This is a genomic window from Gilvimarinus sp. F26214L (assembly GCF_054401055.1).
In genome coordinates this window covers 86,705-100,397 of sequence record NZ_JBTIYG010000010.1, presented here as the reverse complement: position 1 = coordinate 100,397, position 13,693 = coordinate 86,705, and the positions used below count along the sequence as shown (strand labels likewise).

The 13,693-nt window shown below is 60.4% G+C and carries 11 protein-coding genes; 10 read left to right on the top strand and 1 reads right to left on the bottom strand.

The annotated features are described in order from the left end of the window. The first annotated feature begins 432 nt into the window (after window positions 1-432). The 8 genes from ACURWW_RS12565 (at window position 433) to ACURWW_RS12530 (ending at window position 11,184) form a co-directional block, all read left to right on the top strand. On the top strand, window positions 433-1,185 hold the full coding sequence (locus ACURWW_RS12565) for a TVP38/TMEM64 family protein (RefSeq protein ID WP_445617367.1): 753 nt from the start codon (window positions 433-435) through the stop codon (window positions 1,183-1,185). Beyond that, entirely contained in the window at window positions 1,157-2,536 is a 1,380-nt protein-coding gene (locus tag ACURWW_RS12560; RefSeq protein ID WP_445617368.1) for an MGDG synthase family glycosyltransferase, read from the top strand. The genes ACURWW_RS12565 and ACURWW_RS12560 overlap by 29 nt, the downstream gene beginning before the upstream one ends. Before the next feature lie 8 nt (window positions 2,537-2,544). Then, entirely contained in the window at window positions 2,545-3,144 is a 600-nt protein-coding gene (locus ACURWW_RS12555) for a YkoP family protein (protein ID WP_445617369.1), read from the top strand. Continuing rightward, window positions 3,125-3,766 (top strand): polysaccharide deacetylase family protein, encoded by a 642-nt coding sequence (locus tag ACURWW_RS12550; protein WP_445617370.1) that lies wholly within the window; start codon window positions 3,125-3,127, stop codon window positions 3,764-3,766. The genes ACURWW_RS12555 and ACURWW_RS12550 overlap by 20 nt, the downstream gene beginning before the upstream one ends. A gap of 68 nt (window positions 3,767-3,834) precedes the next feature. Then, the gene (hrpA, locus tag ACURWW_RS12545) at window positions 3,835-7,710 is read left to right on the top strand and encodes an ATP-dependent RNA helicase HrpA (RefSeq protein WP_445617371.1); all 3,876 of its coding nucleotides are present in this window, start codon (window positions 3,835-3,837) and stop codon (window positions 7,708-7,710) included. A gap of 127 nt (window positions 7,711-7,837) precedes the next feature. Further along, window positions 7,838-8,761 carry a serine aminopeptidase domain-containing protein gene (locus ACURWW_RS12540; protein WP_445617372.1) on the top strand — a complete coding sequence of 308 codons (924 nt, stop codon included), beginning with the start codon at window positions 7,838-7,840 and terminating at the stop codon, window positions 8,759-8,761. 291 nt (window positions 8,762-9,052) lie between these two features. Further along, window positions 9,053-10,165: an OprO/OprP family phosphate-selective porin gene (locus ACURWW_RS12535; RefSeq protein ID WP_445617373.1), complete on the top strand. Its 1,113-nt coding sequence runs from the start codon at window positions 9,053-9,055 to the stop codon at window positions 10,163-10,165. Between the two features lie 278 nt (window positions 10,166-10,443). Further along, entirely contained in the window at window positions 10,444-11,184 is a 741-nt protein-coding gene (locus tag ACURWW_RS12530) for an MlaA family lipoprotein (protein ID WP_445617447.1), read from the top strand. 25 nt (window positions 11,185-11,209) lie between these two features. On the opposite strand, the gene ACURWW_RS12525 is transcribed toward ACURWW_RS12530, so the two are convergent. After that, window positions 11,210-11,530 carry a PilZ domain-containing protein gene (locus ACURWW_RS12525; protein WP_445617374.1) on the bottom strand — a complete coding sequence of 107 codons (321 nt, stop codon included), beginning with the start codon at window positions 11,528-11,530 and terminating at the stop codon, window positions 11,210-11,212. A gap of 477 nt (window positions 11,531-12,007) precedes the next feature. Between ACURWW_RS12525 and ACURWW_RS12520 the strand changes: the two genes are divergently transcribed. Together ACURWW_RS12520 and ACURWW_RS12515 are read left to right on the top strand one after the other, a co-directional pair. Further along, the gene (locus tag ACURWW_RS12520; protein WP_445617375.1) at window positions 12,008-13,204 is read left to right on the top strand and encodes a response regulator; all 1,197 of its coding nucleotides are present in this window, start codon (window positions 12,008-12,010) and stop codon (window positions 13,202-13,204) included. 1 nt (window position 13,205) lies between these two features. After that, window positions 13,206-13,688, top strand: a complete 483-nt coding sequence (locus tag ACURWW_RS12515; protein ID WP_445617376.1) for an STAS domain-containing protein — start codon at window positions 13,206-13,208, stop codon at window positions 13,686-13,688. Window positions 13,689-13,693 lie beyond the last annotated feature (5 nt).

The window sequence follows — 13,693 nt, the reverse complement described above, 5'->3', positions numbered from 1 at the left end:
GTAACCCAACACAGTGCTCTGCGATGTGCATACTTGTTGGGTTACGCTGGCGCTAACCCAACCTACGGGTCGCTCATCCGACTCGCGTCGTAGGTTGGGTTAGGCCAACGGCCGTAACCCAACACAGAGCCCCGCGACGCCCACCATGTCGGGTTACACCCCACGTTCTGTAAGAGTTACACATTGCGCGTCCTCCTGTGACCCCCCCCTGCGGCTGCTAACAGATGTTAAAGCTTCAGCAGCTCACCTGTGCGGGAGGGTGGCCAGCCCTGTCACATCCATTCTTGAGGCACGCAACTTGCTCACGCAAGTTGCTGGAGAGAAACTCAGCCAGTTTCCGCGGCTCGGCCGAACGGGTGGCCCGCTCTGTAATCAGAGGACAGCCAGCTGCTTGGGCCCAATGCCAGGAGTGGCACTGGAGTAAAAAGGGGTATGCCGCCAGAGAATCTCAGGGAAGAAGAACGCGCCGCATTGGCGGAAGCTCCGGTTCCCGCACGGGCAGTCCTGGCGCTGGTCGCGGGCATTGTGCTGGTGGTTGCAGCCTTCCAGGTGCCGGAGGAGTTCTGGCAGGAACTGCTTAGCAGCAATTATATCCGCTCGGATCTGGGCGGTTTTATTCTGCTCAGCTCGATCTACGTAGTGGCCATCCTGCTGATGGCGCCGCTTTCGCCGTTTCCCCTCAGCGCCGGAATGGTGTTCGGTTTCGCCTGGGGAACTTTTCTGGCTCTGCTTGCCCTTAATACGGGAGCCGCGCTCGCGTTTTTCATTGCGCGCTATCTCTTGCCCAAAAAGGTTATTGGAGCCTTTTCCCGAAACGGAAAAATGGCTGTTGTCGCACGGGCAATGCGCGGCGACGCGGTGCTTGCCATCGCGTTGCTTCGTCTCAATCCCATAGTTCCCTTTAATGTGCAAAATTATGTCTGTGGCGCGACAGGGGTGAATTTTGCACGTTATTCACTGGGAACCTTCCTGGGCTCGGCGCCTTTCACCGTCGCCCTGGTCTACCTGGGATACGCGGGCCGCAAACTGATGCTCGCCACGGGGCTGCAAGTGGAGCAATGGACGCTGCTGCTGTTTGCCGCGGGCGTGATTCTCACCATACCCATGACCTGGCTACTGCTTCGCAAGACCATTCGGCGCATAAGGGAGAGTCGGAATGACCAGATTGCCACAGACGAGGATTAATCTTCGGGTACTGTTCCTCACGTCCAATCTCGGGTTTGGCCACACCCGCGCAGCCGCCGCGATTGAAAAGGAACTGGCTGTGGAGAATGACCTCCATGCGGAATACCTGGATCTCTGGTCGCTTATGGACGACGAGGTTGCCGGCTCGGTGAAGGACGGTTATCTGCGTATGGCCACGGAGCACCCGGACTACTACCAGAAACTTTATGATCTGGATGTGGGGCTGTGGCAGCAGATCAGCGGTGAGGCGCCGGCGGATGCGGCCATCAAGGCATTCCTGTCGGACCAGCGGCAGCGCTGGTTTCCGGAGCGTTCGAAGTGGTTCAATAATCGCGGCCAGAATCTGGACCGGGCGCTGATCAATACCTTCATTACCTTGATCTGTGCGCCCCAGGAGCGACGGCTGCACCGCGTTCTGCTGCGCAGCATCCTCCTGCTGATGCGCGAAGTGCTGGTCAGCCGGCTACGGGAACGCATCGCACGCTATGACCCGGACGTGGTGGTCGCAACCCAGATGTATCCAGCGGCGCTGTTTGCCAATCTCAAGAAGAAGCAGGACTTCCGGGATATCCCCTCCATCGGTGTGATTACCGACTATGGCCTTCATACGGCCTGGGTGCGGCCGCAAACCGATTTCTACTGCGTCGCCTGCGACGAGCTGGTGGACAGCCTGGCGAAGGAGGGCGTGAGCAAGTCCCGCATCCGGGTAACCGGTATCCCGCTGATGCCGCATTTCCGTCACACCATCAGCGAACAGGGCGCCAGGCGCCAGTTGGGTCTGGATGTGAACCGGCGGACGATTCTGGTAACCGGGGGCCAGTACGGAATCGGAATCGTCAAGCCGGTGGCGGACCTGCTGCGCAGCCATCCCGGGTATCAGGTGCTGGTGACAACGGGTTCATCCGCGAAGGAAACCCTCAAGCTGCGCCATCTGGAGAAACAGTATCCCAGTCAGCTCAAGGTATTCGGCTGGGTGGAGGACATGTCGAAGCTGCTGTGCGCCGCTGACGTGGTGGTGGGCAAGCCGGGGGGGCTGAGTGTCAGTGAGGCCCTGGCCTGCGGCAGACCGTTTCTCGCTACCTGCTGTCTGGGCGGTCAGGAGCGCCACAACGTGGACTACCTGCGTCGATCGGGAATGGGCGACCTTGTGGAGCTCGACCGTCTTCCCGCCGTGCTCGAGTCCCTGTTTGTGCCCGGAGGGGATCTCGCCAATATCAAGCTGCGCGCCTTCCACATGGGCAAGCGGGACGCCGCGGCCAACATTGCGCAACTGGTGAAGCAGGTCTGGCTGATGCGCCATCAGGGGCGTGAGCTGGGCGACAGCGCCGCTCATCAGGCTGGGCAGGGGTGAGGGCAATCATGCGCAAAGCGCTGGCCCGTGTGTTTTTGGCGTTTGATTCCTGCTACCGGCTCATCCACCGCCTCCAGCCGGTGAACGAATTTCTTTTTATCAATCGGGCCGTCTACCGGGGGCCGCGTCGGGAATTTGCCGACGGCACCACGCTACAGCCCGGGGACCCCATCGGAATCATCCACTTCAACAATCGGTACATGAGCCGGGTCCAGGCGCGCAGCGGCAACAGTCAGTCGAGCAAGCGCGCGGCTTTCGCCTTCGGCGCGGCGTTAATCCGGTCCATGCAGGCCCTCGCCCGGCAGGTGAACCAGTCGCCGGCACTGGGGGATCTCAAGGTCATCTCGGGGGTGACCTGGTTCAAGGCACACGGGGAACAACTGGGTTTCGAAATTGAGCCTTTGCCGCCGGGGCGCCGCCAGCGCTTTCTGCGGGCTCATTTCAGGTTACTGCTGACCTTGCTGTTCCCCCATCTGGCAAAGCGGGAGAACCATCGGTTGCAGCCGCACCAGTTCTGGATGACACGCAGGCAGTTGCAGAAACTCACCGTGATCGAAGACAAACACACTGCTCAAAGGCTGGTTAAGTATGGTGAACCCACAGTCTGATCGGTCGAACGTGTACCTCACGTTCGATGACGGTCCGGACCCGGAATATACGCCGCGCATTCTCGACATCCTGGACCTGTTTCAGGTGCGGGCCACCTTCTTTGTGCTGGGCAGTGCCTGCGAGCAGCACCCGGAGTTGGTGCGGCGCATGGTGGAGCACGGGCACACGGTTGGTAATCATACCTATGAGCACTTTCACCCGTGGTGGATTCACAGTGCGCGGGCGCGGGAGGAAGTGCGGCGGGGTCATCACGCCATTGCCGGGGTTTGTGGCAAGGCGCCGCGGTTGTTCCGTCCGCCCTATGGGCGCGTTCGCCGCTGCATGGTGGAGGAGGCCGCAGCATTGGGAGCGGAAACCGTGCTCTGGAATCGCAGCGCGGTGGATTGGGGGTTCATGGCGGAGATCGACTCCATCGCCCGCAGGCTGGGCAGGGCTTGCGCGGGAGACGTTCTGCTGTGCCACGATGCGCCCTGTCGGAGCAACCGCCCCGATCTGACTCTCGCCGTGCTGCCCGGCTTTATCGAGGACTGCCTGCAGCGCCGGTTCCGGCTGGTGGGGCTCGGTGAACGTTGCGCGCCCGTTTGCGGCGCTGACTCGCTTTCCCGGCTTCAGTCTGTATAATCGGGCGCAATCGCGCGGGGCAGGTTCCAGTCCCCGGTCCGTTTGGTTGTTCTCGTCCTTCCGTCCCCATGCCGTCAACGAACTTTCCGATTCACAATTGCCTGTTGGCGGATCGCCCGCACCTCGAGAAGAAGCTGCAGCAGGTCTCCCGGCGTGAAGCCCAGGGCAAGCCCGCGGATCGCCTGCGTGACAGTGTCCGGCAGTTGCTCGACAAATCCGTCCGCCGGGTGGAGGAGCGACGGAGTCGTCTGCCCGCAATCTCCTTTCCCGACGAGCTGCCGGTCTCCCAAAAGCGGGACGACATCGCCGCCGCCCTGGCGGAAAACCAGCTCATCATCGTTGCCGGTGAAACCGGCTCCGGTAAAACCACCCAGCTGCCGAAGATCTGCCTGGAACAGGGGCGGGGCATCCATGGGATGGTCGGCCACACCCAGCCGCGGCGAATCGCCGCGCGCACTGTTGCTACGCGCATCGCCGAGGAGTTGCAGGTCCCGCTGGGCGAATCCGTGGGCTATCAGGTGCGCTTTACGGATCACAGCAACGAGAACACTCACGTTAAACTGATGACGGACGGCATCCTGCTGGCCGAGATCCAGAATGACCCGGACCTGCTGCGTTACGACACGCTGATTATTGACGAGGCCCATGAACGCAGCCTCAACATCGATTTTCTTCTCGGCTATCTCAAACGGCTCCTGCCCCGGCGTCCGGATCTCAAGGTCATCATTACCTCGGCCACCATCGACGTGGAGCGCCTGGCCTGGCATTTCGATGATGCGCCGGTGGTCCAGGTTTCCGGTCGCACCTATCCGGTGGATGTGTACTACCGGCCGGTGCAGGAATACGAGGACATGGTGGAAGCCATCGTCAGCACCATTCAGGACGCGCTGGCGGAAGAGAGCAGCCACAGTGGCGACTTTCTGGTGTTTCTCAGTGGCGAGCGGGACATTCGCGAAACAGCACTCGCCATTCGCAAGGCAAAAATTCCCCATCTGGAAGTGCTGCCCCTTTACGCCCGCCTGAGCCTGGCGGAGCAGAACCGGGTCTTTCACGGCCACCGGGGGCGGCGGGTGGTGCTGGCCACCAACGTTGCGGAAACGTCGATTACGGTTCCCGGTATCCGTTATGTGATCGACCCGGGCTACGCGCGCATCAGCCGATACAGCTACAAGACCAAGGTGTTGCGGCTGCCCATCGAGCCCATCTCCCAGGCCAGTGCCAATCAGCGCAAGGGGCGCAGCGGGCGGGTCTCCAATGGTGTGTGCATCCGCCTGTACGAAGAAAGCGATTTCAACACGCGCCCGGAGTTTACCGAACCGGAAATACTGCGCAGCAACCTGGCCAGCGTCATCCTGCAAATGGCACAACTGCGGCTGGGCGAGATCCGCGACTTCCCCTTTGTGGATACGCCGGACAAGCGCCTGGTCAATGACGGTTACAAGCTGCTGGAAGAACTTCAGGCTCTCGACTCGCGGGGCCAACTGACAGCGCTTGGTCGCCAGCAGATGCAACTGCCCGTGGACCCGCGCTTTGCAAGAATGTGTGTTGCAGCGGGAGCACAGGGGTGCCTGCGCGAAATGCTGATCATTGTCAGCGCGCTCACGATCCAGGATCCCCGGGAGCGACCGGCGGACAAGCAGCAGGCGGCCGATGAGAAACACCGCCGCTTCTGGGAGCCCAATTCCGACTTTCTCGCCTTCATCAATTTGTGGAACTACGTGGAGGAAAAGCGCCAGGACCTGAGCCAGAACCAGTTTCGAAACCTGTGCAAGAAGGAGTTCCTCTCCTTTCTGCGGCTGCGCGAATGGCGTGACCTGCATTACCAACTGCGCACCACCACTCGCCACATGGGCCTGCGGGAAAACAGCGAGCCCGCCTCTTTCGAGAGCCTGCACCGGGCGCTTATCACCGGCCTGCTCGGCAACATCGGTACGCTCAGTGAAGAGCGGCAGTACCTGGGCCCTCGCAACCGGAAGTTTTCCATCTTTCCCGGTTCGTCCCTGTTCAAGGCAAGCCCCAAGTGGATTATTGCCAGTGAGCTGATCGAAACCACCAAACTCTACGCCCACACCGTCGCCAAGGTGGAGCCGGAGTGGTTGCTGGACGCGGCCAATCACCTGGTGAAGCGCCATCACTACGAACCCTACTATGACGCGCGCCGGGGACAGGTCATGGCCTTCGAGCGGGTCACGCTCTACGGACTGGTGCTGGTGGAGAAGCGCCGCGTGAATTACGGCCGCATCGATCCGCACGAAGCGCGCAACATATTCATCCAGGCTGCGCTGGTGGAGGCGCGCTACAAGGCCCCCGCGGGAAAAGAGCCGGCTTTTTTCCGACACAACAAGGCCTTGCTGGCGGAACTGCTGGAACTGGAAGCCAAGTCCCGCCGCCGCGACATTGTGGCCGAGGATCGGGAGATCTTCGAGTTTTTTGCCGAGCGGGTCCCGCCCCATGTGGTCAACCTGAAAGGGTTCGAAAGCTGGCGCAAGCAAGCGGAACGGGAGACGCCGGATCTGCTGCACATTCCCCGCGATCTGCTGATGCAGAACGTGGCGATCGATGTAACGGAAGCGCAGTTTCCCGACGAACTGGAGTGGCAGGGCCTGCATTACCCGCTGCGCTATCAGTTCTCGCCGGGTCAACAGGAAGACGGGGTCAGTTTGCAGGTGCCCATTCATAACCTGCACCTGCTGCCGGAGAACCGTTTACAGTGGCTGGTGCCCGGCATGCTGCGGGAGAAATGCGTCCAGATGGTGAAGGGCCTGCCACGTCAATGGCGCAAGCATTTTGTGCCGGTGCCGGACAATGTGGATCGCGCACTGCGGTTTATGGAGGTGGCCGATGAGCCGCTCTCCGCTGCTCTGGGTCGCGCTCTGAAAAGGATCAGCGGGGTGGACGTGCCCGCTGAATGCTGGGGCGAAGTCCGGCTCGACCCCTACTACCAGTTCAACATCCAGGTGCTGGACGAGCGGGGCAAGGTGGTGGATTCCAGTCGCGATCTGGCGCAGCTTCTGGCCGGGTACCGGGACCGTTTGCAGGAGAGTCTGCGGGACGCCGGCGAGTCCGTGGAGCGCAGCGACATCACGGCCTGGGACTTCGGTGAATTGCCTGAGAACATCCATCTGAAAAAGGATGGCGGCACCACCGTGGGCTTTCCGGCGCTGGTGGACTGCGGGGACGCGGTGGACCTGCAGGTGCTGGACGACCCGGAACGCGCGCGTTATATGAGCGCAAGGGGCATAGCCCGGCTGATCGCCCTGACCCTCAGGCAAAGTGTCAAATACGCAAGCAAAAACCTGCTCAAAGGCAAGAACATGGGGTTGCGACTGACCGCGTTCGGCCAGCCGGAAAAGCTGCGCGACGATTTGATCCTCACGGCGATCAAGCAGCTCGGCCTCGATCACGGGAGCGGGGAGTTGCCCCGCAGCCAGGCGGACTTTGAGGAGCGGGTGGAACGCTGCCGCCAGGGCTTTACCGGCCGTGTTCAGGAACTGGAAAAGCTGCTGCTGACCATCGCCGACATTCTGCTGGAGGTTCAATCCCTGCTGGCGGCCCGCGCGGACAAGCCCCTGTTCCAAAGCATCCGCAAGGACGTGGGGGCGCAGGTGCAACAGCTCACCCGGCCCGGCTTCCTGTTCAACACCCCGGGGCAGTGGCTTCAGCAATACCCTCCGTACCTGCGGGGCATCAAGGCGCGGATTGAAAAATCCGATGCCCAGGTGCAGAAGGACCTGGCGCGGCAGGAGGAACTGCAACCGTTTCTGGACCGCATGGCGGAGTATTGGCAGGAGGGCGACGAGTATCCCTTCTGGCGTAACCCGGAGCTCACCACCTATCGCTGGATGCTGGAGGAGTTCCGCCTCTCGCTGTTCGCCCAGCCCATGAAGACCAGTATCCCCGTCTCCGCCAAGCGCCTGGAAAAACAGTGGGAGAAGGTTGCCTGACGGGACAACCGGTTCCGCGCCCGGTCCGTGACCCAGGACCGGCCAGAGAGTGAACCGGCCCGGATAATTGGGGTGGCACGCCGCACTGGCGGTGTACAGCGGCCGTGTTTTCCCCCATGATTGGCCTATGAAAGCGCTCACCTGGCGAGGCATCCGCCTGCGCATCCAATCCTACATCGTCAACTCCGGGGATCATCAGCTGGAACTGCGGCGCTGTACCCGCGAGAGCGGCCAGCCGGGAACCCCGGTGTTGATGCTGCCGGACTTCCTCGAGACCACGGACATCTTCGTGCCGGGGGAGGGGGAGGGCGGACTCGCGCACTTCCTCGCGAGCCAGGGCTACGACGTTTTCCTGCCCGAGTTGCGCGGCAAAGGCGGCAGTTGGCCGGCGACCCGCCGCGGTTCGAGTTGGGGGCTTGATGCCCTGCTGGAGGAGGATCTGCCGGCTCATTTGCGCAAGCTCTCCGAGTTGCGCGCCGGGGCCAACGCCTTCTGGCTGGGGCACGGGCTTGGCAGTCTGCTGCTGATGGTGGCCTGGCTTCGCCACGAGGACCGGGAGCGCGTTCTGGGCATGGTGCATTTTTCCGCTGCCCGCCGTTCGCCCACCCGCAATCCGGCGCTCCGCTCACCCCTGGTCCGCCCCCTGGCTTCGTTGCGCGGTTACGTCTGCCCCGCTCTTTTAGCGGGAAAATCCCGGTGTCGGGAATCGCTGCCAGTGTTGCGTGACTGGTCCCGTTGGCAATCCGATTCCTGGAGTGATTCCCAGGGCCAGGATTATGCCGAGGCCCTCCAGAGTGCGTCCCTGCCACCCAGTCTTTATTTCGCCAGCCTGCAAAAGGGCCAGTGGGGCAACATCGCCGACACCCGCCGCTGGCTCGCCGAGTTGCCTGACCACGACGCGCGCCTGATGGGGGTGGGGAAGCAGGGGGGCAATCTGCGCAACTACTCCCGCCGTGAACTGCTGCTGCATCCCCAGTCCTGTGACGATCACTTTACCCAGTTGCTCGACTGGATGCAGAACCTCGAAAACGGGCTCGCCCACGCTGCCTGAGAATTGTACGACCTTCCTTCATCTTTTTTCTTCGCGAGCGTACGAGCGGGGCGAACCCTTTTAACACCACACAAAAAATGACAATTAATTTGCAGATAAAAGTCTCTTTTGTGGCTGTTCTGTTAAAAATGTAATAAAGCTGCAATACTCCGCACCGAAAATTTGCGCCTGAACTGCTCGGGCGACCAGCCAAAGCGTGTAATCGCCACGCCGGGTCCAAATATTAAGGCTGCGTTAAATCGGGCCGAAAATTCGTTCGATCCATATCGTGTTAATCAGGAGAAAGAAGAGATGAAAAAAGCACTGCTGCCTCTGGCTATTGCCGCTGTCGCGACTACCGCACAGGCGGGCACTGTCACCACCGAGGGTTCGGATATTGAACTCAGCACCAATGGTGGTTTGAAAGCCGCCACCTCTGATGGCCAGGCCTCGGTGCAGTTGGGTGGCCGTATCCAATGGGACTACGACGCGACGGAAGCTGAAGACTACGGCATCGACAACGATGACCTGGATGTCCGCCGGGCACGCCTGTTTGTTCAGGGGCACTACGGGGACTGGACCTACAAGGCCCAGTTCAATATCGCCGAAAACGAGGGTGCCAGCGGTGGCGATGCGGAAGACCTGTACGTTCGCTATACCGGCTTTGGCAATCTGGCCAACATCACCGTGGGCAAGCAGAAGGAACCCTTCGGCCTGGAGACATTGACCAGCGGCAACGATACCTCAGCGCTGGAACGTTCGGCCATGAGCGAGCTGTACACTCCTGGCCGCAGCGGCGGCGTTCAGTTGCATGGTAAGGGGGCCAACTGGACCTACGGCGTGGGCGTGTTCGAAGCCGACGGGAATGGCAGTAACGACTTCGGCGATACCGCGTTCACCGGGCGCGCAACCTTCGCGCCGATCCTGTCCGACGACATGGTGCTCCATCTGGGCGCCGGCTTTACCACCCGTGACGCAGACGTAGACAACGTCCCGACCACCACCGAGGACGTGGAAGCCTACAACCTGGAACTGGGTCTGACGACCGGTCCCTTTCACGCCCAGGCCGAATACTTCGACTCTGAAGTAAGTGGCGACTTCGGCGACGTGGATCGTGACGGTTATTACCTGCAGGCCGGCTGGATCATCACCGGTGAAACCCGACCCTACCGGGACGGTGTATTCAAGCGGGTCAAGCCGGCCGCAGCCAGCGGCGCCTGGGAAGTGATTCTGCGCTATGAGGACGGCGATGGCCGATACTCCGACGTGGGCCTGGCAACCGTAGAGGGCAACCAGACCACCTTTGGCGTTAACTACTATGCCAACAACAACGTCCGCCTGGGACTCAGCTACATGACCGGTGAGGAAGACAGCACCGACTTCGAAGGCGATGAGTTGCGCGCGCGCGTTCAGTTCGTCTTCTAGAGCGTGAGCAATGTTGGGTTACGGCCTCCGGCCTAACCCAACCTACCCCCCCCACACCCCTCCATACGTAGGTTGGGTTAGCGCAGCGTAACCCAACACCATCTCGAAGATCGCACCCACTCTCTTCGCGGCCCAGGTACCATCCCACGCCCTTCACCCTTCACATCCCAGGCGCAAAAGGCCATACTTTCCGGCTTTAGGCGGAGCACTCCGTCGAATGAACGCCGAGGGGAAGATCGATGACTGAGCGACTGGGGCAGGGCCTCCTGTGCGTGCTGATGATGGGCGCTCTGGCGCTGCCGGCCTGGGGGCAGGAAGAAGAGCCGGTACCCGACCCCTGGGAGGGATTCAACCGCAAGGTCTTTGCCTTCAACGAGACTGCCGACCGCTGGGTGCTCAAACCCGTTGCCCAAGGCTACGTCAAGATCACGCCGGACCCGGTGGAGCAGGGCGTGAGCAACTTCTTCGGCAACCTGCTGGAAGTGCGCAACGTCCTCAACGACATCCTGCAATGGAAGTGGAAGCAGGCCGGCAACGACACGGGCCGCTTCCTCATCAACTCCACACTGGGTCTGGCCGGGATCTTTGATGTGGCCCGGCACATGAATCTGCCCAAGAGCGAAGGGGAGGACTTCGGTCAGACCCTGGCGACCTGGGGTGTACAAAGTGGCCCCTACGTCGTACTTCCATTCCTCGGCCCCAGCACCATCCGGGATGCTGGTGCTCTGCCTGTTGACTGGGTGACCAACCCGATCGATGAGGTGGACCACACTGCCACCCGCAACAGCCTTTGGGCAATGAACTTCCTCGATACCCGGGCCGGGCTCCTGGAGGCGGAGGCGTTGGTGAGCGGCGATCGCTACAGCTTTTTCCGGGAGGCTTTTCTACAGCGTCGCGGCTACCTCATCAACGACGGGCAGGTAGAGGACGACTTCGGGGACTTTGACGATTTTGGGGACGACTACGAGTCCGACTACGAGTACGACGACGATTCGGACTTCGATTCCGACTTCGAGTAAGCCGTCGCTGATCAATCTCTGGCTTTCAGTCCAGAATCTCCAGTATCTCCAGCCCCAGCACCCAGCGACCGTCGCTGGGCGTTACCCGTGCCACCCGGGCCCGGGCACTCAGCATGGGGCTGCCGTTCCAGTGAGAAGCCAGCCGCACCTCCATTATTCCGCCGGCCCGAAGCTGCGCTCCGCTCTCCGGGAGCGCGACCTCGATCAGCATCCCCCCGCCGCTGAGGTCGCGACAGATGCCGTACAGGTGTTCCCCCGTTTCCTGCACTTTCAGTTCCGCCGGTGTATCCACCTGAAGGCGCGTAAAACTTCGCTTGTTCTGGTCGTTTTCAGTGGTGTTATCCATCTTTGGACTCACTCGCCTCTTTATTATTGTTGCTCTGAGCTGTTCCCGTGCCGGTCCGGGGCAAAGTGTTGTTTCCCGTGACTGTCCAGGATTCTGGGCTGCGGCGCCACCAAACTCAGCCGTTACGCCCGTGTCGTTGCAGTTTACCCAATACCGCGTTTTTTTGCGCCTGCGGATCGCTGCGTCTTATTGCGAAGCCCTACATAAAGGAGTAGTGTTACCGCCCTGAATTCCGGCCCATTTCCCCACACAACGAGCAATTATTGATTGGTTTCCGGCTCGAATGATTCACCTGATTCTGGACCACCAAGGCGTTTTGCGACGTTGGGGGAAAGGCGCCGCCTTTTCCTGCCTTCACTTGTCCGCGACCGAATCTGCTAGCGCACCGTTAAGCGGGAATGCGCGAGCCGTTCTGCTCCGTTCGAGACATTCACGGCGAGTGTTTCCCTCACTTATTTCTTCGGGCGCGGGTATCTGATGGCCGCGCGCAAACTACTCATTATCGACGATGACAAAATCGTCCGCCAAAACGTGGCGGCCTACCTGGAGGACAGCGGTTATCTCGTCCTCGAAGCGTCCAATGGCGCCGAAGGCCTGGCTATCTTCCATAGCGAAAACCCGGAAATCGTTCTTTGCGATCTGATGATGCCCGACATGAGCGGGTTGGACGTGCTCAAGGAGGTCCATGAGGCGTGCCCGGAAGTGCCTGTCATCGTCATCTCCGGCGTTGGAGTCATGGATGATGTGGTGGAGGCCCTGCGCCTGGGCGCCAGCGATTACCTCATCAAACCCGTAGCGGATATGGAGGTGCTCGAACACGCCGTCCGCCAGGGGCTGGAGCACTGTGATCTGCTGGCGGAGAATCGTCGCTACCGCGAAGAGCTGGAACAAAAGAATGCCGAGCTCTCCCGCAACCTGCAAATTATCGAGCGCGACCAGAAAGCGGGCCGCCAGGTTCAGGAGCGGTTGTTACCTCCTAGTCCTCTAAAAAGGGCTGGCTATAAAATTTCCCGTTATATACATCCCTCCTTGTATTTGAGCGGGGATTGCATTGATTACGCATTCATCTACGATCGCTACTTTGGCTTTTATCTCACCGACGTCAGTGGCCACGGCGCCTCGTCCGCCTTCGTCACAATATGGCTGAAGTATCTCGTGCGCCACCTGATGCGCGACAAGACGATATTCGTTGACAAAGGGCGCGAGAACGTTTTTGATCGCGGGCCGAATCTGCTGCTGCAGGGAATCAATCGGGAGCTGATTGCAAGTCGACTGAACAATCACCTGACTTCCTTCCAGGGCACCATCGACAGCAAAACCCACAGGATGAGCTATGCTGTAGGTGGACATTTGCCGATGCCGATTCTTGTCACCGACGAGGGCGCCCGCTACCTGGAAGGCCGAGGTAAACCGCTGGGAATTTTCAGCGACGTCGAGTGGGACGTGTACGAACTGGAGCTGCCGGAAAAATTCACTTTGGTGATCTGTTCCGATGGCGTGCTGGAGCTCTTGGAGGCGGACAGCTTGCAGGAGCGAGAGGCACTTTTGTTGGAAAAGCTGTCTAAAATTGGTGGCAACATGAGTTTTGAGGCAATTTGCGAATCACTGGGGCTTGGAGAGACTTCCGAACCCCCCGACGACATCGCAATTCTGATGGTAACGCGAGGGCATTGAGATGCAGCCCGGACAGATTCTCGTCGCTGATTCCGACAATACCCACGTAATCAAAATGGTGGGGGATGTACGACTCACGTTGTGCGTATCCTTCGATAAGTTCATCGACTCCGTCTTCAAGAACAACCACTTCTGTTCCATCGTTTTCGACCTCACCGAAGCCAGCGCCATCGACAGCACCACTCTGGGGCTGATGGCCAAGATCGCCATTCTCTCCCGGGACCGCTGCGACATGACACCGGTGGTCTTCTCCACCAACCCTACCGTCGACCGCCTGCTGGAAACCATGGGATTCGAGGATATCTTCGAGATCATTCACGAGCGCCACGATTGCGGCAAACCGTGCCGCCATCTCAACGCCACGGATCTCGATGAGAGCACCGCCAAAGAACGCGTGCTCGAAGCCCATCAAATCCTGATGAACCTCAACGAATCCAACCGCGAAACCTTCCGTGACGTGGTGAGCACACTCGAGGGCTGCTGAGTGCG

Bases quoted from the DNA above. Each gene is read 5' to 3' on its own strand.
- ACURWW_RS12550 (WP_445617370.1), top strand. From the start codon at position 3,125: ATGGTGAACCCACAGTCTGATCGGTCGAACGTGTACCTCACGTTCGAT.
- ACURWW_RS12525 (WP_445617374.1), bottom strand. From the start codon at position 11,530: ATGGATAACACCACTGAAAACGACCAGAACAAGCGAAGTTTTACGCGC.
- ACURWW_RS12535 (WP_445617373.1), top strand. From the start codon at position 9,053: ATGAAAAAAGCACTGCTGCCTCTGGCTATTGCCGCTGTCGCGACTACC.
- ACURWW_RS12560 (WP_445617368.1), top strand. From the start codon at position 1,157: ATGACCAGATTGCCACAGACGAGGATTAATCTTCGGGTACTGTTCCTC.
- ACURWW_RS12565 (WP_445617367.1), top strand. From the start codon at position 433: ATGCCGCCAGAGAATCTCAGGGAAGAAGAACGCGCCGCATTGGCGGAA.
- ACURWW_RS12555 (WP_445617369.1), top strand. From the start codon at position 2,545: ATGCGCAAAGCGCTGGCCCGTGTGTTTTTGGCGTTTGATTCCTGCTAC.
- ACURWW_RS12540 (WP_445617372.1), top strand. From the start codon at position 7,838: ATGAAAGCGCTCACCTGGCGAGGCATCCGCCTGCGCATCCAATCCTAC.
- ACURWW_RS12515 (WP_445617376.1), top strand. From the start codon at position 13,206: ATGCAGCCCGGACAGATTCTCGTCGCTGATTCCGACAATACCCACGTA.
- ACURWW_RS12530 (WP_445617447.1), top strand. From the start codon at position 10,444: ATGATGGGCGCTCTGGCGCTGCCGGCCTGGGGGCAGGAAGAAGAGCCG.
- ACURWW_RS12520 (WP_445617375.1), top strand. From the start codon at position 12,008: ATGGCCGCGCGCAAACTACTCATTATCGACGATGACAAAATCGTCCGC.
- hrpA (WP_445617371.1), top strand. From the start codon at position 3,835: ATGCCGTCAACGAACTTTCCGATTCACAATTGCCTGTTGGCGGATCGC.